The sequence below is a fragment of the Schaalia georgiae DSM 6843 genome (genome assembly GCF_000429245.1).
In the GTDB taxonomy this organism is placed as follows: Bacteria; Actinomycetota; Actinomycetes; order Actinomycetales; family Actinomycetaceae; genus Pauljensenia; species Pauljensenia georgiae.
In genome coordinates, this window is the sequence record NZ_AUBM01000008.1 from 220,896 (window position 1) to 241,053 (window position 20,158).

Below are 20,158 nucleotides of genomic sequence, written 5' to 3' on the forward strand. Positions count from 1 at the left end.
GACCGAGTGGCCCTGCTCAGTCGCTGGGCGCCTCAGTCCTCGTAGCGGCGCTTGCCGAACCGGCGCGCGTCGTCGTTGCGTCCGCGCCCCTCGTCACGGCGGTCCTTGTGGCCGAAGCCCCTCCCGGACTCCTTCGCGTCGAAGTCGTCGCGCGCCCGGCGCTTCTTGATGTCCCTCTCCCAGCGCTCGGTCCTCACGGAGCGGTGCCAGCCGCCGCGCCCGTCCTCGCCGAAGCGGCCGCCACGACCGGGGCGGCTGTCCTCCCGGTCGAAACGGTCGCTACGACCACCGCGGTCCCCACGGTCGAAACGGTCGTCCCTTCCGGGGCGGCTGTCCTCCCGGTCGAAGCGCTCACCACGACCGGAGCGGCGCTCCCCCCTGCTGGGGCGCTCGGAGCCACCGCGTTCGAAGCGGTCGCGCCGCCCGGGGCCCTCGTCCACCCGGATCCGCAGCTGGCGGCCGGAAACGTAGCCCTTGGAGATGCGCGAGAGCTGCTCGGCGCTCAGATCCGCGGTGATGTCGACCAGCGAGAACGTCGGGAAGATATCGATGTGCCCGATGTCGCGTCCGTCGATCCCGCCTTCTCCGGCGATGGCGCCGACGATGGAGCCGGGCTTGACGCGGTCCTTCCTGCCGACCTCGACCCGGTAGCGCGTGCCCGGGCCCGCCACGGCGCGCCCGCCCCCGCGGCGGCGGGCTCCGTCACGGCCGCCCTTGAGGGGCTTGTCCTTGTCGCGCCCCGCCTCGAAGCTGGCGCCCACGAACTCCCCGGACTCGTCGAGCTCCTCCTCGCGGCGCGCCCTGCCCCGCCCCCGGTGGCCGGACTCCGCTCGCGGCGCGGGGCCGTCGTCGCCAACAGCCTGGGCGATCAGCGCCGCCGCGACATCCTCGACATCCAGGGACGCGGCCATCTGCTCCAGGAGCTCCCGGTACATTCCCAGGCGGCCCCGTTCGACCCGTGCGCCCACGCCCTCGAGCAGTCGACGGGCCCGGAACTCGGACACAGCGGCGGGCGAGGGGATCGCCACTTCCTCCATCGGCGTCCCCGTCAGTTTCTCGATGCGGCGCAGGCGCGTGTGCTCGCGGGGGGTGAAGAAGGTCAGTGAGCGCCCCTGGCGCCCCGCCCGGCCCGTGCGCCCAATGCGGTGCACGTAGGCCTCGGGCTCGCGGGGCACGTCGAAGTTGACCACCAGGGAGATCCTCTCGACGTCCAGGCCCCTGGCGGCCACGTCCGTGGCGACCAGGACATCCAGGGAGCCGCTCTTGAGGCGCTCGACCATGCGCTCGCGCTCGGTCTGGGCAACGTCCCCGGAGATTCCCGCCGCGCGGAATCCGCGCCCGGACAACTCCAGTGACACCTCCTCGACATCGACGCGGGTGCGCACGAAGACGATGGCGGCGTCGGCGTCTTCCTGGCCCGCGGCGATGTGCTGGGCGCGCGTGGCCAGGACACGGCTGAGGGCACCGATCTTGTGCTTGTAGGGGACGACCGCGTAGGTCTGGTGGATCGTGTCGACGGTCGATGACTCCTCGGAGACGGCGACTTTGACCGGGTCCTTGAGGTGCTCGCGCGCCACCTTCTCGATGGCAGGGGGCATCGTCGCCGAGAACAGCGCCGTGAGGCGGTCGTCAGGAACGGAGGAGGCAATGGTCTCCACGTCCTCGGCGAAGCCCATGCGCAACATCTCGTCCGCCTCGTCCAGGACCAGCATGCGCACACCGGACAGATCCAGCGCGCCCTTCTCGATGAGGTCGATGACGCGGCCGGGGGTGCCCACGACCACTTGAGCGCCGCGCTTGAGTGCTCCGATCTGCGGGCCGTAGGGGCTGCCGCCGTACACGGGGACGACCACCAGCTCCGCCGTGCGGGCCGCGAAGTCCTCGATGGCGGCGGCGCTCTGCATGGCGAGTTCGCGAGTGGGGGCGAGCACCAGGGCCTGGACGGCCTTCTCGTCCGCGTCAGCGATCGCCAGCAGGGGCAGGCCGAAGGCGGCGGTTTTGCCCGTGCCGGTCTGGGCGATGCCGACGACGTCCCGCAGGTCGAGCAGCGGGGGGATCGCCTCGGCCTGGATTGGGGTCGGCGCGACGAAACCCATGTCGGTGACAGCCTGGAGGAGCTCGTCCGGCAGACCGAGGTCGGCGAAGGAAACCGTGTCCTCCCCCGCGCTCCCCTCCTCGTCGGGAGCTTCGACGGAACCACCGTCCCCCGCGGCGCGCGCCCCGTCGGACTGTCCCGCGTCCGCGGTTCTGGCGGCGCTGTCCGCGCGCTGGACGGGCCCGGCCCCCTCGTCGGGGGGCAAGGGGACCCCCGGAGCGGTGGCCGCGTCGGTGGGGGCCACGGCTCCGCCGGGGCCGTCGATGGCGTCAGAAGTCATAGGGCTGTCGGGCATGTGTGTTCCTCCGTGTTGGAAGCGGATCGCAGAACCGTTTCGGGTGGGCCTGCACCGGGCCCCGCGCGGCCCGCCTTGTCCACAACACGTTCCGGTCTACCCGGGCACCATATTCAGGAGGCTGCGCCTCATTGCTCCCCCACCCTATCGGTTGACCCGCGCGCAGGACCGCAACCCGCCGGTGACTTCCCTCACCGGTGGTATACGGGGAATCAGGGTCGGACCAGGGCCGGCCCCTGATGCCGTCGCGCGCTCGACGTCAGTAGGATGGCGCTATGACCGACGAGAAGCCCCCGGACGAGGAACTCCCGAAGAAACGCCGCCGCTCCGCCCGCGCCATCGGTGCGGGAGTGATCGTGGCGGTCCTCGTCATCGCGGGCGCCATCGGGTGGGCCCTCCATGTCTACGGTCCGAGCTTCGGGATCTGGTTCCCCCCGCCCTCCGCCCGCGACTACGGGCGCACCGCGCTGGGGTTCCTCGACAACGGTCTCTACGCGGACACCCCCCAGTGGGCCGCGGCCCGCGCCGACGCCACCACCCGCATCAACGCCGCCACCACCCACGACGAGGTCGACGCCGTCCTGGGCGACGCCATCGGAGTCGCCGGCGGCAAGCACTCGTTCCTCGCGGACGCCGACTCGGACGAGCAAGGGGCCGACTCCTACGAGGCGCCGACCTGGTCGATGAGCGGCTGCGTGCTCACGGTCGCCCTGCCCGGATACGTGGGCGCGCCCGAGCAGGGGAACTCCTACGCCAATTCCATCGCCGATGCCCTCAGCCAGGACGACCTGTGCGGGGTCGTCGTCGACCTTCGCGACAACGACGGAGGCGACATGGGCCCCATGATCGCGGGCCTGTCGCCCCTGCTGCCCGACGGCGTCGTCATGACCTTCTCCATCGGCCAGCGGCGCACCCCGGTCGCTCTGTCCGACGGAAGAGTCTCCGGAGGGGGCACCCCGACCTCGGTGGGCCACAGGTCGAAACTCGCGGTGCCCGTGGCCGTCCTCACCTCCGAGCGGACGGCGTCGTCGGGCGAACAGGCCCTCCTGGCCTTCAGGGGGATGGCCAATGTCCGCACCTTCGGCCAGCCGACCGCGGGATACGCCTCGGTGAACACCGTGATCCCCCTGTACACCGGCCGGGCACTGGTCCTCACCGTCGGCACCACCACTGCGCGCTCGGGCGAGGAGTTCGGGGACGACCCCATCGCGCCGGACGAGATCCGTGAGGCCGACGAGGCGCCCGCCGCGGCCCAGGAGTGGATCGCGAACAACCAGTAACCGCGGGCGGCGCGCTCAGACCGGGACGACCCCGGGGGCGAGGTCCTGCGCGGGCGGCGCCCACGTGGCGGGGTCGGCCTCCACCTGCTTGCCCGAACGGATGTCCTTGACCGTGTCGGCCCCGTCGGAGCCGGGGAACCACACGAAGGGGATAGCGCGTTTGTCGGCGAACTTGATCTGCTTGCCGAACTTCGCGGCACTGGGCGCGACATCCGTGGGGATGCCCCGTGCCCGCAGCGCGCGGGCGACAGCCTCGGAGCGCTCCCGCTCCTCCTCACTGGCCACGGCGACGACCACGGCGGTCGGCACTGGGCGCGTCGCGCGCACCAGGGGCGCCGAGATCATCCGGGACACCAGGCGCGAAACGCCTATGGACAGGCCAACACCCGGGTAGGAGCGCTTGGAGTCGCTGGCCAACGAGTCGTAGCGCCCGCCCGAGCAGATAGAACCCAGGTCCTCGTGGCCCTCCACCTCGGACTCGTAGACCGAGCCCGTGTAGTAGTCCAGGCCGCGTGCGATCCGCAGATCCGCGACGACCGCCCCCGGCATTCTGGAGCCTGCGGCGTCCAGAAGCGCGCACAGCTCGCCCATGCCCTCCTCCAGGAGGGGCCCCGACAGGCCCAGGCCGGCCACCCGGGAGCGGACCTCGGAGGACGAGCCGCTGCGGATGCGCGCCATCTCCAGCAGCGCGCGCGCCTGGGCGGCTCCGATGCCGCTGGCTGCGAGCTCCCCGGCGACGCCCTCGGCGCCGATCTTGTCGAGTTTGTCCAGCCCCCGCAGCGCGGCGTCCACGTCGTCGACCCCCAGGCACTCGCACGCGCCCTGTACGACCTTGCGGTTGTTCACAAGGACCCTCACGGGCGGGATCGGCAGGGAGTTGAGGGCCTCCGCCATCACCAGGGGCAGGTCGACCTCGAAGTGGAACGGCAGCTCCCCGTTGCCCACCACGTCGATGTCGGCCTGCGTGAACTCGCGGAAGCGCCCCTCCTGCGGGCGCTCCCCGCGCCACACCTTCTGGATCTGGTAGCGCTTGAAGGGGAAGTCCAACTCGTTGGCGTTTTCGACGACGTAGCGCGCGAAGGGGACCGTGAGGTCGAAGTGGAGGCCCATGCGGCGCTCCTTGCCGGGGCGGCGGCCCTGTGCGGTTTTGAGGGCCTGCAGGCGGTCGAGGACGTAGACCTCCTTCGAGGTCTCGCCCTTTGCCTCCAGCTGTTCCAGGGTCTCGACGGCGCGCGTCTCGATCCCGCAGAACCCGTGCAACTCGAAGACGCGGCGCAGGGCATCGAGCACGTACTGCTCGATGACGCGCCCGTCGGGCAGCCACTCGGGGAATCCGGACAGGGATGTGCGGGCCATGGAGGGATCCACTTCCTTTCGCGGCGCCTCAGCCGATGCGGCGGGCGCGAATCAGGTACTCGTTCGCCGCGATCTCCTCGGCCATGGTGGTGGCCGGCCCGTGACCGGGGATCAGAACGGTCGCGGGGTCGATCGCGTTGGACACGGTGCGCAGGCTGTGGCGCATCTGTGTCTCGTCCCCGCCGGGCAGGTCGGTGCGCCCGACACTGCCGCGGAAGATGACATCGCCGCTGAGGGCCCACGGAACCGGGCCATCGGAGTGGTAGAACGAGGTGTTGTCAACGCGGATGTCCAGGTCGCACTCGCCCAGGAACAGGGCCGACCCCTCCGAGTGACCAGGTGCGGGCAGCATGCGCAGTCGCACGCCCTCCACGATCTCGAAGGCATCCGCGGGCATGGGCTCCACCCGCTCGGGCTTGACCCACTCCCCCGCGAAACCGGGCACGGGCAGCGGGACGTGGGCCGCGGGGTCGTCCATGCGGTAGACGTCGGGGCCGGGCAGGTACACGGGCAGCGGCGGCCCGTCCGTCCACCCGGCGACCGCCGCGCAGTCCCACACGTGGTCGGGGTGCCCGTGGGTCGCCATGACGCCCCCCACGCCCACGCCCTCGAGGTCGAGGACCTCGCGCAGCAGGTGCTGGACGCCGGCGGAGGGATCGACGACCAGGGCCGCCGACCCCTGGCCGGGGACCAGAACCAGGGCGTTCGCCGCGAAGAAGGGCGAGGGGATGACGTGCAGGCGCATGGGTCAGGCGATCGTGGAGGAGATCTGGTCGAGCCAAGCCCTCTTGGTGGTGAGGGCATCGCGCACCGACTCGGCCCTCTTCTTGTCTCCGGAGGCCTCGGCGCGCGCCAGCTCGGCCTCGAGGTCGGCGATCTGCCCCTCGAGCTGGCCCAGGACCCCGGCCGCGCGGGCGCGGGTCTCGGGGTTGGTGCGCTGCCACTCGCGCTCCTCCGCCTCGCGCACCGCGGTCTCGACGGCGCGCAGACGGCCCTCGACGCGGTGCAGATCGGAGGAGGGGACGCGCCCGACCTCCTCCCAGCGGTCCTGGATCCGGCGCAGTTGGGCCTTCGCCTTCTCCAGGTCGGTGACCGGCAGGATCGCCTCGGCGTCCACCAGGATCTCCTCCTTGGCGACCAGGTTCTGCCGGTACTCGGCGTCAGTGGCCTCGTCCTTGGCGCGACGGGCGTCGAAGAAAATCTGCTGGGCGGCGCGGAAGCGCGCCCACAGGGCGTCGTCCTCCCGGCGCGAGGCGCGGGGGGCGGCCTTCCACTGGTTCATGAGATCCCGGTAGGCGGCGGTCGTGCGCCCCCAGTCGGTGGAGGTCTGCAGGGCCTCCGCCTGGGCGATGAGCCTCTCCTTGACGCGCTTCGCCTCGGACTGGGCCTGGTCGAGCTGCGAGAAGTACTGGCGGCGGAGGCGGTCGAACTGGCTGCGGGCGGCGGAGAAGCGCTTCCACAGCTCGTCCTCGGTGCTCTTGTCCAGGCGCGGACCCCGCCGCTGGAGGGTCTTCCACTCCTCGAGGAGCTCGCGCAGGGCCTGCCCGGAGTTCTTCCAGTGGGTGCGCGCCGGGTCCTGGGCGACGATCGCCTCGGCGCGTTCGACGACGCCCGTGCGCTGGGCGAGGGCTTGCGCCTTGGCGGCCTTGCGCTCCTCACGGGCCGTCTCCTTGCGCGCCTGGGCCGCCTCGGCGACCCTGTCCACGCGGCGGCGCAGTGCCGCGAGGTCGCCGACGACGTTCGGCTCCGCGATCTGCTCGCGGATGGAGGCCAGGGTCGTGTCGATCTCGCGGGGCGAGAGCTGGGCCAGGCGGTCCTCGAAGAGGCGCACGGAGGCCTCGAGGTCAGCGTAGCGGCGCTCGTAGAGGGCGTAGGGCTGGGCGGGGATCCCCTCGGGGTAGGCGCCGATGGCGCGCTCCGAGTCCCCGTCCTTGACGTACACGGTTCCCTCCGCGTCGATGCGGGCGAAGGGGTGGGCGGGAGCCTCCTGGGGCGAGCCAGCGGACGGCGCGCCGCCGACCGGGACCGTGCCGGTCGTGTCGACGGGGTTGTTCTCTTCGGATGGAATCGGCATCGTAGTCACGATTTTCCTTCTAATACGAGGGCGTTCGCCCGGACGCTGCTGCGCGCCTCATTAGGCGCACACGCCCCAGTGTGTCACACCTAACGCCGCTGACGGAAGCGGATGCGCGCATTAGGACGGAGATAACACCGTTCCGCACCTGTCTTCTCACCGTGCGGGACGGCGGCCCCAGTCCGACAGGCGCACTGCCTCGAAGACCCCGTCCACGCGCCGCAACGCCGCCAGTACCGCGTTGAGGTGGCCCAGGTCCGCCAGCTCGAAGCTGAAGCGCCCGCCCGCCACCTGGTCGCCGGAGGTGTTGAGCGAGGCCGAGAGGATATTGACACCGTAGTCGGAGAGCACGCGCGTCAGATCCGACAGCAGGCCGCCCCTATCCAGGGCTCGCACCTCGATCTGCACGCGGAAGGGCGCGCCCGCCCCCTCCTCGTTCCAGCTCACGTCGACGAAGCGCTGGGGCTGTAGTTCACCGAGGCGGACCGCGTTAGCGCACGTCGAGCGATGGATGGAAACCCCCTGGCCTCGCGTGATGAATCCCACGATATCGTCGCCGGGGACCGGGGTGCAGCACTTCGCGAGCTTCACCCAGATCTCGTTGGGGCTCATGCCCGCCACCACGATCGCGCCCTCGCGCGACGGGTCCTGGCGGAGTTTGGGCTGGCCCGGCGTCACCGCCTCGGAGAGGGTCTCCTCCGTGCCGTCGCCTCCGCCCAGGTTATCGACCAGCCTCGTCACGACGCTCTGGGCCGACACGTGCCCCTCGCCGAGGGCCGCGTACAGCCCCGACACGTCCTGGTAGCCGAAGGACGTGGCCACCGACAGCACCGACTCGTGGCTCATGAGGCGCTGCAACGGCAGGTTCTGCTTGCGCATCGCGTGCGCCAGCGCTTCCTTGCCCGACTCGACAGCCTCCTCGCGCCTCTCCTTGGAGAACCACGCCTTGATCTTCGAGCGCGCCCGCGGCGAGGCCACGAACGCCAGCCAATCGCGCGACGGCCCGGCCTTGTCCGACTTCGACGTCACGACCTCGACCGTCTCGCCCGACTCCAGCCTGGTGTCCAATGACACGAGGCGCCCGTTCACCTTCGCGCCCACTGTGTGGTGGCCGACCTCGGTATGGACCGCGTAGGCGAAGTCCACAGGCGTCGCCCTGGCGGGCAGGGTGACGACCTCTCCCTTGGGGGTGAAGACGTAGACCTCGTCACCGGCGATCTCGTAGCGCAGCGAGTCGAGGAACTCCTCCGGGTCCCCGGTCTCGCGCTCCATCTCCACCAGGGCGCGCAACCAGTTCGCCTGCTCGTCGGCCCCCATCTTGTCGGTCTCGCCCTGGGAATTGGGGTTCTGCTTGTACTTCCAGTGCGCCGCCACGCCGTGCTCGGCGCGCTCATGCATGTCGAAGGTGCGGATCTGGATCTCGACCGGCTTGCCGCCCGGGCCCACCACCGTCGTGTGCAGCGACTGGTAGAGGTTGAACTTCGGCATCGCGATGTAGTCCTTGAACCGGCCCGGGATCGGGTTCCACCTGCCGTGCAGCGAGCCGAGGACCGCGTAGCAGTCCTTGATGGACTGCACGAGCACGCGCACGGCCACCAGGTCGAAGACCTCGTCGAAGGCCTTGCCGCGAACGATCATCTTCTGGTAGATCGAGTAGTGGCTCTTCGGCCTGCCGCTCACCGTCCCCTTCGTGCCTGAGCGGCGCAGGTCCTCCTCGATCTGGTCGATGACATCACGCAGGTACTCCTCGCGCTGAGGGGCGCGCTCAGCCACCAGGTGGTCGATCTCCTCGTAGATCTGCGGGTACAGCGTCTTGAAGGACAGCTCCTCCAGCTCCCACTTCACCATGTTCATACCGAGGCGGTGGGCAAGGGGCGCGTAGATCTCCAGGGTCTCCTGCGCCTTCTTCGCCGCCGAGGCGGCTGGGACGAAGCGCCACGTGCGGGCGTTGTGCAGCCTGTCCCCCAGTTTGATGAGCAGCACCCGGATATCGCGGCTCATGGCGACCAGCATCTTGCGCAGCGTCTCGGATTGGGCGGCCGCTCCGTAGTGGACCTTGTCGAGCTTGGTGACGCCGTCCACCAGGTCCGCGATCGCCTCGCCGTACTCCGCGCGCAGCTGGTCGAGGGTGTAGTCGGTGTCCTCCACGGTGTCATGGAGCAGGGCGGCCACCAGCGTGGGCGTCGTCATGCCCATCTCCGCCAGGATCGTGGCCACGGCCACCGGGTGCGTGATGTAGGGCTCCCCGCTCTTGCGCGTCTGCCCGCTGTGGCACGCCTCGGCGGTCCGGTACGCCCTTTCGACCACCGCGATGTCAGCCTTTGGGTGGTTGGCCCTGAGAGCCCGAACCAGGGGCTCGATCTGGGGGATCGTGGCACGCGAGCGCGCGCCGAACCACAGCAGGCCCGAACGCACCCGCGAGCCGGCCGCGGGCAGCGCCGTGCCCTGTCCCGAGTTGTCATCGCCGCTCATGCACACATGATAGGCGAACGCCCGGGGCGGACGGACTGCAACGCGGCCGTCGGCCCCGGGGCGGGCGCGGGCGCCCCTACAACTTGAGCGCGGTCTCCACGGGGATGCCCTCGAGGCGCCCCCTGCCCTTGAGGTCCGTGAGCTCGAGCAGCACTGCGACCGCGGCCACGTCGGCGCCGCACTGGCGGATGAGTTCGACCGCTGCCCCGGCCGTCCCGCCTGTGGCCAGGACGTCGTCGATGACGAGGACCCGCGAGCCGGGGACGACCGACTCGGGATGGATCTCCATCCGGGCGCTTCCGTACTCCAGTGAGTAGTCGACGCCGATGACGTGGCCGGGCAGCTTGCCCGCCTTGCGGATCGTGAGCATCCCCAGGCCGAGCTCGGTCGCCACCGGGGCGCCCAGGATGAAGCCGCGCGACTCCAGTCCGGCGACGGCGTCGATGCGCCCCTCGTAGCGCGCGCCGATCAACTCCACGAGCTCCTTGAAGGCCGGTCCGTTCGCCATGAGCTCCGTGATGTCGCGGAAGAGGATCCCGGGCTCGGGGAAGTCGGGCACCTCTACCAGGTTGTCGCGCACCAGTGCGGCGATGCGTTCTCCGAGTTCTCCGATCATCGCTGCCTCCTCCGCCGGGGCTGGGCTGCCTGGCCGAGGTGGCGCCCCGGCTTGATGGGTGCGACTTTGACCCGGGCGGGCTCCCCGTCGGGGTTGTCGGCGCTGGCGCGCTGTTTGGCGACTGCCCTGTTGTGCTCCTGGGTCCTCCTGCTCATCTCCTGGAAGGTCACCAGCAGCGGCGAGGCGATGAAGATGGAGGAGTAGGTGCCGGCGATCATGCCGATGAACAGGGCCAGCGAAATGTCGGTGAGGGTGCCCGTTCCCAGCAGCACCGACCCGATGAGCAGGATCGAGCCGACGGGCAGCAGGGCCACCACGGACGTGTTGATGGAGCGCACCATCGTCTGGTTGACTGCCAGGTTCACGAACTCGGAGAAGGTGTAGTGCTTCTGGTCGTAGACATCGGCGGTGAGCTCGCGGACCTTGTCGAAGACCACGACGGTGTCGTAGAGCGAGTAGCCGAGGATCGTGAGGAATCCGATGACGGTGGCCGGGGAGACCTCGGCCTGCGTGATGGCGAAGACCCCCACAGTGACGGCGATGTCGTGCAGCAGCGCCAGCAGGGCGGACACCGCCATCCTCCACGACCGGAAGTACACTGTCATGAGGAGCGCCACCAGCGCCATGAAGATCGCCAGGGACTGCGCGGCCTTCGTGGTCACCGCCGAGCCCCACGACGGGCCGATCGACGAGGAGGCCACGTCGGCCGAATCGACGCCGTAGGCGTCGGCCAGGGCGCTGCGCACGGTGGCGGTCTGCGCGGTGTCCAGCGAGTCCGTCTGGATGCGCACGCCGGTGGAGCCCACGCGCGTCACTTTCGCCGAGGACACGAGGCCCGTGCCCGTCACCGCGCGGGTGGCCGTCGATTCGGATTGGTCGGCGACGTTCGTCACGTCGAACTGGGAACCACCGGTGAACTCGATCGAGCGGTTCAATCCGAAGAGGCCCGCCAGCGCGAAGCACACGACGATCAGACCGGCGGCGACGCCGACGAAAGCCTTGCGCCTGGGGATGACGCGGTAGGACTTGTCACCCGAGTACAGGGCGTTGCCCCACTGAGCGAAACTCATCATTTCAGCGTTCCCCTTCCTGCTCGGCGGCGCCCGTCCGGACGGCATCGGCCCCCGCCTCGTCGGCGTTGGCGCGCGCGGCCAGGCGGGCTTCCCGGCGGCGCTGGGCGATCGACTTGCCATCGTCCGCGCCGTCCGCTCCCCCGGCCGCAGTGGACCCGCGCGACACGACCCGGCCGCGCCCGACGTAGACGAGGGAGTTCTTGGCTCCGAGGTGCTCGGGGTCGAGGCCGGAGAGCTTGTGGCCCTGGCCGAAGAAGCGCGTGCGGATCAGCAGCTCCATCATCGGGTGTGTGAAGAGGAAGATCACCGCGAGGTCGATGACCGTCGTGACGCCGAGTGTGAAGGCGAAGCCCTGGACGCCGCCGACGGCCAGCAGGTAGAGGACCACGGCCGCGACCAGGTTGACGGCGTCGGAGACGACGATCGTGCGCTTGGCGCGGTCCCAGCCCTCTTCGACGGCTGCCCGCAGTGGTCGGCCGTCGCGGACCTCGTCGCGCACGCGCTCGAAGTAGACGATGAAGGAGTCCGTGGTCACGCCGATCGCCATAATGAGGCCTGCGACGCCCGCCAGGGACAGGCGGTAGCCCATCCACCACGACAGCAGCGCGATCACCTGGTACGTGATGACGGTCGCGATGATGAGCGAGCCGGCCGAGATGACCGCCAGGCCGCGGTACTGCCAGATCAGGTAGAGGATGACCAGCGCGAAGCCGATGATGGCCGCCCACAGGCCCTTCTCCAGGTGGTCCGAGCCCAGGGTCGCCGAGATCTGCTGCTCGGACTCGACCTCGAAGTTGAGGGGAAGGGAGCCGAAGCTGAGCTGGTTGGCCAGCGCCGCGGCGGAGGTGGCGGTGAAGTTGCCGGTGATCTGCGCTTGACCGTTCGGGATGACCGCGTTCATGGAGGGCGCGGTGATGACCGTTCCGTCCAGGACGACCGCGAAGTGGTTGCGGTCCGGGCTGCCCTTGTAGAAGGTGGAGCCCTGGGCGTCCTGGGAGTGGAAGCCGTAGAGGATCGTCGAGGACTCGGAGAACGCCTGGGTGCCCGCGTCGTTGAACTGCAGGTCCACTCCCCACTCCCCCGTGGTCTGGCCGGTGGAGTTGCGGACCTGGCCCGCGCTGGCGGCCTTGAGGTCGGAGCCGGGGACGGTCACCGGGCCCAGGATGTACTTGATCTGCCCGTTGGAGTCGCACGCGGCGTAGGGCTTGTCGGCCGCCCCCTCGGTGCGCGAGGCGTTAGCCGCCGCGGAGCAGTCGAGGGTGAGGAAGTCGTACATGACCTTCTCGGTCACCCACCCCAAGTCCGAGGCGTTGGAGGGCGTGGAGGCGGGGGCGTCGGAGAGCTGGCCGTCTTTGTCCTGGTCGGCCGTCGCCAGTGCGGTGGCCGGGTCCATGGCCGTGGAGACCTGCTGGCCGGACTGCGAATCCTCCGAATCGGACTCCTGCCCCGACTGGGAGTCCGAGCCGGACTGGGAACCCGCCGGATCGTTCGCCTGGGTCTGGGAGGAGCCCTGGCGGACGCCAGTGGCGGCGCCAATGCGCAGCACCGGGCGGAAATTCATCTGCGACGAGGACCGGATGAGGTCGAGGGTCTCCTGCGAGGGAGTCCCTGGGATCGACACTGTGATGTTCGAATTGCCCATCGACGTGATCTCCGACTCCGCGACGCCCGAGGCGTCGATGCGGTTGCGGATGATGTTGATCGCCTGGGTGATGTCGTTCTCGGTGATCTCGCGCTGCCCCTCGGCCGTGGCCTTGGGGGTGAGGATCAGCTGGGTCCCGCCCTGCAGGTCGAGTGCGAGGTCGGGTACATATGAGACGCCCTTGGTCACGTGCCCGATCACGAGTGCCGCTGCGGCCGCGATCATCGCGACCAGCAGCACCACGAGCGAGCGCACAGGGCGGCGCTTCTTGGTTGCCACGGTAGTTCTCTCCAGAGCCTGTTCGGCTAGTTCAGTTCTTGTCGTCCGCCTCGTCGGCAGCCCCGGTCGCGGCGTCGGCGTCCTCCGACCCGTCGGGCTGGTCGGCCGCGGGCTCGAGGCCGAGCACGGCCTCATCCTCCTCGGGGGCCTCGTCGTCCTCGGCCGCCTCTTGCGCAGCGCCCTCGAGCGGCGGCTCCCCGCCGATCTCGCCGATCATCTGACGGTCCCAGTACATCTCGTGCCCGTCGGTGGTTTCCAGGACGACGATGTCGCCATCGAGGTCGACGAAGCGCCCCCAGAAGCCCACCCGGGTGTGGACCCAGGCGCCGGGGGTCACGGTGCGGAGCTGCTCGCGTTTCTCCTCTTCCATTTTGGCCATCTGCTGTTTGCGGGAACGGCCGGAGTACCACATGACGCCGACGGCCAGCACGAGCATGGCGATGAGTAGAAGGTTCTGGTCCACGAGTGTTCTCTTTCGTTGCGGAGGGGTGTGCGAAAAACACACGCCAGCACAGTCTAGTGCGCAAACACGCCCAGGTCTAAGCGGTAATCGTCACGGCGCGCCGCATGGCGGATCCTCAATGGAAAAGCGTTGCCCCGGCGTCCGGCGGCACCAGTCCCAGGTGCTCCCACGCCCTGGGGGTGGCCATCCGCCCGCGGTTGGTGCGCACCAAGAACCCCTCGCGCACCAGGTAGGGCTCGGCGACTGTCTCGACGGTCTCCGCCTCCTCGCCGATCGTCACCGACAGGGTGGTCAGCCCCACAGGGCCGCCCGCGAAGCGCTTGCACACGGCCTCCAGGACCGCCCTGTCGAGGCGGTCCAGCCCGAGGGGGTCTACCTCGAAGAGGGCCAGGGCGGCCCGCGCCGCCCCGACGGTGGCGGCGCCATCGCCGTGGACCTGGGCGTAGTCGACCACGCGGCGCAGCAGGCGGTTGGCGATGCGCGGGGTTCCCCTGGAGCGCGAGGCGATCTCGTGGGCGGCGCCCTCCCCCAGGGGGGCCCCCAGCAGGGAGGCGGAGCGCGCGACCACCCGCTCGAGCTCGTCCGTCTCGTAGAACTCCAGGTGCGCGGTGAAGCCGAACCGGTCGCGCAGGGGCGCGGGCAGCAGCCCCGAGCGGGTCGTCGCGCCGACCGCGGTGAAACGCGGCAGCGTCAAGGGGATCGACGTGGCGCCGGGGCCCTTGCCCACGACGACGTCGACGCGGAAGTCCTCCATCGCCAAGTAGAGCATCTCCTCGGCGGTGCGGGCCAGGCGGTGGATCTCGTCGATGAAGAGGATGTCCCCCTCCTGCAGGCCCGACAGGATGGCGGCCAGGTCCCCCGCGTGCTGGATCGCCGGACCTGAGGTCAGGCGCAACGACGTGCCCATCTCGGCGGCGATGATCATGGCGAGGGTAGTCTTGCCCAAGCCCGGGGGGCCCGCCAGCAGAACGTGGTCGGGCGAGGCGCCCCGGCCCCGTGCGGCGTCGAGGACGAGCTGCAGCTGTCCGCGCACGACGCGCTGGCCCACGAACTCGGCGAGGCGCTTGGGGCGCAGGGCCGCCTCGGCCGCGCGCTCGAGCTCCCCGGCGTCGGGGGCGACGACGCGCATGGGCTCGCCGCCTGGCAGGCCGTCGGATTCAGTCACGTCCGCCCCCCAGGCTCACGAGCGCGGAGCGAAGCATGTCCGAGGCCCCCAGCCCCTGGCCTGAGAGCGCATCGACGGCCTTGGCGGCCTGCGCCTCGGACCAGCCCAGGCCCACCAGCGCTGCCCTGACCTCGGCCTCCACCTCCCCGGCGGGCGCGGCGTCCGGGCCGCCCTGTCCAGGCAGCTGCGCGGGCGCCCCCAGTTTCCCGCCGACCTCCAGGGCCATCCTCTGGGCGGATTTGCGCCCGACTCCGGGGATCTTCTGCAGGGTTGCGATGTCCTGGTCGCGCACGGCGCGGCGCAGGTCGTCGGGGCGCAGCACGGCCAGGGCGGCCAGCGCGGTCTTCGGGCCGATCCCCGTCACGCCCATGAGGCGCTCGAAGACATCGCGCTCGTCGGCGGACGCGAAGCCGTAGAGGGTCAGGGAGTCCTCGCGCACCACCGTGGCGGTGTGGACGACGGCCTCATCGCCGCGCGCCAGCGACTGGGCGTGGACGGGGGTGACGCGCACGCCGAAGCCCACTCCGCCCGCGCTCACGACGACTTGGTCGAGCCCGATGGACTCGACCACCCCACGAAGCAGTGCGATCACACGATTCCCTTCCCGTCAGCAGGGCCCCGCGGCCGCGGGGCGAACATGTGTACGATACTAGCCGCGCCTGCGCGCGGGATCGACCGCTCCGGTGCGGCGTTGCGCGGCCTGCGCCTGCGCCCACGCGCGCTGCGCGGGCGTCATCTCGGTGCGGGCGGTGAGGCGGCCCGACAGGGACACCGCGATGGAGGAGTCGGCGGGCGCCCCGAGCAGGCCCGTCCCCCGCCACGCGTGGCAGATCGCGATGGCCAGGGAGTCGGCGGCGTCGGCGGGCCTGGGCGCCTCGGGCAGGCCGAGGATGCGGGCGACCATGGTCTGCACCTGGGCCTTGCCCGCATTGCCGTTGCCCGACACGGCCGACTTGACCTCGGAGGGGGTGTGGATGGCCAGGGGCAGCCCGGCGCGGCCCACGCACGCCATGGCCGCGCCCATCACCTGCATGGTGGTGGTCACCGATTGGAGGTTGTCCTGGGCGAAGACGCGCTCGATTGCGACCACCTCGGGGCGGTGGCGCTCGATGACGGAGTCGATGGCGTCCGCGATAGCCGTGAGGCGGAAATGGGTGGCCAGGTCCTTGTCGGAGCGCGCCACCCCCACGTACACCAGGCTGGCCCTGCGGGAGGGGTCGACGTCGATGACGCCAAGTCCGCACCGGGTCAGGCCCGGGTCGATGCCCATCACGCGCACTGCCCGCTCCCCCTGACGGCGTCGACGAAGAGCGCGTGGAAGCGGTGGTCCCCGCCGATCTCGGGGTGGAAGGAGGTGGCCATGACGGCCCCCTTGCGCACCGCGACGATGGGGCCGTCCTCGCGGTTGCCCGCGCGGGCGATGACCCGCACCCCGGGGCCCACGGACTCGACCCAGGGGGCGCGGATGAAGACAGCGCGCAGCGGCCCCCCGGCGATGCCCTCGACCCGAAGGTCCTCCTCGTGGGAGTCGATCTGGCGGCCGAAGGCGTTGCGGCGCACCACCATGTCGAGGGCCCCGAAGCACAGTTGGTCGTCCCGTCCGTCCACGATGCGCGAGGCGAGCACGATCATGCCCGCGCACGACCCGTAGACGGGCATGCCCGCGCCGATGCGCACCACCAGCGGGTCGAAGAGGCCGAAGGACACGAGCAGCTTCGACATGGTGGTGGACTCCCCGCCCGGGATCACCAGGCCGTCGACGCCGTCGAGCTCAGACTCCCGCCTCACGACGCGGGCGCGGGCGCCGGAGGCCTCCAGCGCCCGCACGTGCTCGGCGACGTCGCCCTGCAGGGCGAGGACGCCGATGGTCACCATCCGCGTTCCGCGAGGCGGTGGCCGATGGGAACGTCGTCGACGTTGATGCCCACCATCGCCTCGCCGAGGCCGCGCGACACCTCGGCGATGACAGCGGGGTCGTCGTGGAAGGTCGTGGCCTTGACGATGGCGGCGGCGCGCTTGGCGGGGTCGCCGGACTTGAAGATGCCCGATCCGACGAAGACGCCCTCAGCACCCAATTGCATCATCATGGCGGCGTCGGCAGGGGTGGCGATGCCGCCAGCGGTGAACAGGACGACCGGCAGGCGACCGGTGCGGGCGACCTCGGCGACCAGCTCGTAGGGGGCCTGCAGTTCCTTGGCCGCGACGTAGAGCTCGTCGGCGGGCAGGGAGGTGAGGCGGCAGATCTCGTCGCGGATCTTGCGCATGTGGGTCGTGGCGTTGGACACGTCGCCGGTGCCGGCCTCGCCCTTGGAACGGATCATGGCCGCGCCCTCATTGATGCGCCGCAGCGCCTCGCCCAGGTTGGTGGCGCCGCACACGAAGGGGACGGTGAAGGCCCACTTGTCGATGTGGTGGGCGTAGTCAGCGGGGGTGAGCACCTCGGACTCGTCGATGTAATCCACGCCGAGGCTCTGGAGCACCTGGGCCTCGACGAAGTGGCCGATGCGGGCCTTGGCCATGACGGGGATCGACACGGCATCAATGATCCCGTCGATCAGGTCGGGGTCGGACATGCGGGCCACGCCACCCTGGGCGCGGATGTCCGCGGGAACGCGCTCGAGGGCCATGACGGCCACAGCGCCCGCGTCCTCGGCGATCTTCGCCTGGTCGGGGGTGACGACGTCCATGATGACGCCGCCCTTGAGCATCTGGGCCATGCCGCGCTTGACCCGGGGGGTGCCGACCTCGCGCTCGGCAGTGGGATCGCTCGCGCTCACTCCGCCTCCTCCAGCTGGGCGCGGACCTCGTCCGACAACGACATGTTCGTGTAGATGTTCTGCACGTCGTCGGAGTCCTCCAGCGCGTCGATGAGCTTGTTGACCTTGAGGGCGCCCTCCAGGTCCAGTTCGATCTCGGTGGAGGCAACGAACTGCACTTCGGCGGAGTCGTAGTCGATGCTGGCCTCCTGCAGGGCGGTGCGCACGGCGACCACGTCCTGGGGCTCGGTCTCGACGACGAAGCCGTCGCCCGTGTCCTCGACCTCCTCGGCGCCCGCCTCGATCACCGCCTCCATGATGGCGTCCTCGTCGATGCCGGCCGCGGGGGGCACTTCGATGACGCCGCGGCGCGAGAAGAGGTAGGACACGGAACCGGGGTCGGCCAGGGATCCGCCGTGGCGGGTGAAGCCCAGGCGCACGTCGGAGGCAGCGCGGTTGCGGTTGTCGGTGAGGCACTCGACCAGGAAGGCGACTCCGTTGGGGCCGTAGCCCTCGTACATGATGGTCTCGTAGTTGGCGCCGCCGGCCTCGGCGCCGGAGCCGCGCTTGACGGCGCGGTCGATGTTGTCGGAGGGGACGGAGTTCTTCTTCGCCTTCTGGATGGCGTCGTACAGTGTCGGGTTGCCCGCGGGGTCCCCGCCCCCGGTGCGCGCGGCCACTTCGATGTTCTTGATGAGGCGCGCGAAGAGCTTGCCACGCTTGGCGTCGATAGCAGCCTTCTTGTGCTTGGTGGTCGCCCACTTAGAGTGTCCCGACATCAGTTCTCCCTTTGGGGATGGATACGTACCGCCCCAGTTTACAGTCCGGCCCGGCCCCTTCCCACTCAGGACGCGCGCCCTGGGCCCTCTGTCTTCCTGCCCTGTGTCCGCGAGGCGGGGGCTGGTCGCGCCGCTGCGCCCCTCCGTCTTCCCACCCTGTGTTCACGAGGCGGGGGCCGGTCGCCTCTCGCCCCTCCGCCTTCCCACCTGCTCCTACGAGGCGGAAGCCTGCCTCGCGGAACCGGCGCCGGTACGCCGCAGTCCTCGGGCGGCGCTACAGCGCGGGGTCGTTCAGGAGGATGTCGCGCACGCGGCAGCCCTCCTCGCCCAATCCCTCCCAGGGGCCGTCGAAGGCGAGGACGATGGCGGTGGCAGTGGGGATCCCCCAGCCGATGAGGTCACGGTCCCCCTCGCGCGCCAGGTAGTGGCCGGTGGCGCTCATCGTCGGCTCATGCCCCACGATCAAGGCGGACGCGGCCCCGGGATCGAATGCGCGCGCCAGGGCGATCACGTCCTCCGTGTCCGCGTAGTACAGGCCCTTGTCCGCCCAGTGCTGCCCCACCGTGAGGCGGGCGCGCACGCGCTCGAAAGTCTGCGTGGTGCGCCTCGCCGCCGAATGGACGGCGATGTCGGCGCTGCCGATGCGGGCGGCCAACGCGGCGCCGAGGCGGTCGGCCTGGCCGCGGCCGGCGCGGGTGAGGGGGCGCTCGAAGTCACGGAAGCCGTGACCGGCTTGGGCATGGCGGATGAGGACCAGTGTTGGCATACTGCTAAAGGATAGGGGCTCCGCCCCGCCGAGGGTAGGGGCGGCGCCTCCGCGGGCGGCGCGCCGTGCCCGCCGGCGATCGGTTCCACCATGAGGAGAGCGTCATGGCATTGGCGAAAGGACCCGAGCAGGGCGTGTGCTCTGCGCGCGGATGCACCCGGCGGGCGACACTGGCGATCATCTGGCGCAACCCCGCCATCCACACGGGGCGCACGAAGACGTGGCTGAGCTGCCCGGGGCACTTGGACCACCTTAAGCGCTACTTCACGTACAGGTCCTTCCCCTACGAGGTCAAGCCCTTCCCCTTCGAGGACGGCCCGGGGTGAGACGGTAGGGCCGGGTGGGGCAGCGGATCCGGTGAGATGTCGCTCAGCCGGTAAGAAACCACCTCCGTGTCTGCGCACGGGGGCGCGGCGGATGATGCCCTGGGTATTCTCCTGCGATGCGCCCCGTGTCCGCGCCGGGAGCGCAGTCACCGCCCAGCGCCACCCATGAGTGATAGTGCGCCTCCACCGCTGCGGGGGTGGTTCGGGCGGGTTCGCAGTGGCGTGCGTTGAGGCGGAGGCGGTGCGGGCCCGGGAGTTGGGGGAGCGGGCCGGGCGGTTCGTGGAGGCGGCCGCCGGGGTGCGCGGGGTGGGCGCGGACGAGAGGGGCCAGGTGCGGGTGGTGGTGGACCACACTGGGATGGTGGTGGAGGCCCGTGTCCTGGGCAGCCGGGAGCTGGGTGACGCCCTCGTGCGGGCCTACGCGGCGGCGCGCGCGGGGGCGGGCAGGGCCCTGGCCGACGCTGCGGGGGAGGCCTACGGGCCCGAGTCGGCGGCCGCCCGCTCCCTGGCCGGCCGTTACGGGTCGCGCCGCGGGCAACAAGCACACGAGTGGCGCCAGGACCTGGCCGAACACGGCGCCGGCGCGGTCGAGTGGATGCGGGGGTGAGGGGCGGTGGCCTGGGACCTGGTGTTCGACGACGAGGCAGTGCGCGCCACCGCCATGCGGTGCCGGGACACCGCCGACGGGGCCAGGTGCGCCCTGGGGGCCGCTGACACGACG

General features: G+C 70.7%; 19 protein-coding genes. 3 read left to right on the plus strand and 16 right to left on the minus strand.

Annotated elements, in window-relative coordinates; genetic code table 11:
- Positions 1-32: 32 nt before the first annotated feature.
- A complete protein-coding gene (locus tag G447_RS0104425; RefSeq protein WP_026430193.1) occupies positions 33-2,390 on the minus strand; it encodes a DEAD/DEAH box helicase in 2,358 nt (785 codons plus the stop codon).
- A 275-nt stretch (positions 2,391-2,665) separates the two neighbouring features.
- On the opposite strand from G447_RS0104425, the gene G447_RS0104430 reads away from it, so the two are divergent.
- Complete coding sequence (locus tag G447_RS0104430) at positions 2,666-3,670, plus strand: S41 family peptidase (RefSeq protein WP_005868519.1); 1,005 nt, start codon at positions 2,666-2,668, stop codon at positions 3,668-3,670.
- A gap of 15 nt (positions 3,671-3,685) precedes the next feature.
- Here G447_RS0104430 and hisS read toward each other — a convergent pair whose 3' ends face one another.
- The 15 genes from hisS to G447_RS0104505 all read right to left on the minus strand — a co-directional run bounded on the left by hisS (position 3,686) and on the right by G447_RS0104505 (position 19,111).
- Positions 3,686-5,026 (minus strand): histidine--tRNA ligase, encoded by a 1,341-nt coding sequence (hisS, locus tag G447_RS0104435; RefSeq protein WP_026430194.1) that lies wholly within the window; start codon positions 5,024-5,026, stop codon positions 3,686-3,688.
- Positions 5,027-5,054: 28 nt separating this feature from the next.
- The gene (locus tag G447_RS0104440) at positions 5,055-5,771 is read right to left on the minus strand and encodes an MBL fold metallo-hydrolase (RefSeq protein WP_026430195.1); all 717 of its coding nucleotides are present in this window, start codon (positions 5,769-5,771) and stop codon (positions 5,055-5,057) included.
- Between the two features lie 3 nt (positions 5,772-5,774).
- Complete coding sequence (locus G447_RS0104445) at positions 5,775-7,109, minus strand: DUF349 domain-containing protein (protein WP_005868511.1); 1,335 nt, start codon at positions 7,107-7,109, stop codon at positions 5,775-5,777.
- A gap of 147 nt (positions 7,110-7,256) precedes the next feature.
- A complete protein-coding gene (locus G447_RS0104450; protein WP_207382295.1) occupies positions 7,257-9,572 on the minus strand; it encodes a RelA/SpoT family protein in 2,316 nt (771 codons plus the stop codon).
- A 76-nt stretch (positions 9,573-9,648) separates the two neighbouring features.
- On the minus strand, positions 9,649-10,188 hold the full coding sequence (locus G447_RS0104455; RefSeq protein WP_005868501.1) for an adenine phosphoribosyltransferase: 540 nt from the start codon (positions 10,186-10,188) through the stop codon (positions 9,649-9,651).
- Positions 10,185-11,261 (minus strand): protein translocase subunit SecF, encoded by a 1,077-nt coding sequence (gene secF / locus G447_RS0104460; RefSeq protein ID WP_005868504.1) that lies wholly within the window; start codon positions 11,259-11,261, stop codon positions 10,185-10,187. The genes G447_RS0104455 and secF overlap by 4 nt, the downstream gene beginning before the upstream one ends.
- Position 11,262: 1 nt before the next feature.
- Complete coding sequence (secD, locus tag G447_RS0104465; RefSeq protein ID WP_026430196.1) at positions 11,263-13,182, minus strand: protein translocase subunit SecD; 1,920 nt, start codon at positions 13,180-13,182, stop codon at positions 11,263-11,265.
- Positions 13,183-13,213: 31 nt separating this feature from the next.
- Positions 13,214-13,645, minus strand: a complete 432-nt coding sequence (gene yajC / locus G447_RS0104470) for a preprotein translocase subunit YajC (protein WP_005868514.1) — start codon at positions 13,643-13,645, stop codon at positions 13,214-13,216.
- Positions 13,646-13,760: 115 nt separating this feature from the next.
- Positions 13,761-14,774: a Holliday junction branch migration DNA helicase RuvB gene (gene ruvB, locus G447_RS0104475; RefSeq protein WP_034476340.1), complete on the minus strand. Its 1,014-nt coding sequence runs from the start codon at positions 14,772-14,774 to the stop codon at positions 13,761-13,763.
- Between the two features lie 28 nt (positions 14,775-14,802).
- A complete protein-coding gene (ruvA, locus tag G447_RS0104480; protein ID WP_026430198.1) occupies positions 14,803-15,402 on the minus strand; it encodes a Holliday junction branch migration protein RuvA in 600 nt (199 codons plus the stop codon).
- Positions 15,403-15,459: 57 nt separating this feature from the next.
- Entirely contained in the window at positions 15,460-16,089 is a 630-nt protein-coding gene (gene ruvC, locus G447_RS0104485; RefSeq protein ID WP_026430199.1) for a crossover junction endodeoxyribonuclease RuvC, read from the minus strand.
- Positions 16,080-16,685: a pyridoxal 5'-phosphate synthase glutaminase subunit PdxT gene (gene pdxT / locus G447_RS0104490; protein WP_026430200.1), complete on the minus strand. Its 606-nt coding sequence runs from the start codon at positions 16,683-16,685 to the stop codon at positions 16,080-16,082. The genes ruvC and pdxT overlap by 10 nt, the downstream gene beginning before the upstream one ends.
- On the minus strand, positions 16,679-17,587 hold the full coding sequence (gene pdxS / locus G447_RS0104495) for a pyridoxal 5'-phosphate synthase lyase subunit PdxS (RefSeq protein WP_026430201.1): 909 nt from the start codon (positions 17,585-17,587) through the stop codon (positions 16,679-16,681). Before pdxS ends, pdxT begins: the two co-directional genes overlap by 7 nt.
- Complete coding sequence (locus G447_RS0104500; protein WP_026430202.1) at positions 17,584-18,345, minus strand: YebC/PmpR family DNA-binding transcriptional regulator; 762 nt, start codon at positions 18,343-18,345, stop codon at positions 17,584-17,586. The genes pdxS and G447_RS0104500 overlap by 4 nt, the downstream gene beginning before the upstream one ends.
- A 274-nt stretch (positions 18,346-18,619) precedes the next feature.
- Positions 18,620-19,111 (minus strand): SixA phosphatase family protein, encoded by a 492-nt coding sequence (locus tag G447_RS0104505; RefSeq protein ID WP_026430203.1) that lies wholly within the window; start codon positions 19,109-19,111, stop codon positions 18,620-18,622.
- A 104-nt stretch (positions 19,112-19,215) separates the two neighbouring features.
- Here G447_RS0104505 and G447_RS0104510 point away from each other — a divergent pair, with 104 nt between their 5' ends.
- Together G447_RS0104510 and G447_RS0104515 are read left to right on the plus strand one after the other, a co-directional pair.
- Entirely contained in the window at positions 19,216-19,437 is a 222-nt protein-coding gene (locus tag G447_RS0104510; protein ID WP_005868493.1) for a hypothetical protein, read from the plus strand.
- Between the two features lie 175 nt (positions 19,438-19,612).
- On the plus strand, positions 19,613-20,044 hold the full coding sequence (locus G447_RS0104515) for a hypothetical protein (RefSeq protein ID WP_026430204.1): 432 nt from the start codon (positions 19,613-19,615) through the stop codon (positions 20,042-20,044).
- The last annotated feature ends 114 nt before the right edge of the window (positions 20,045-20,158 follow it).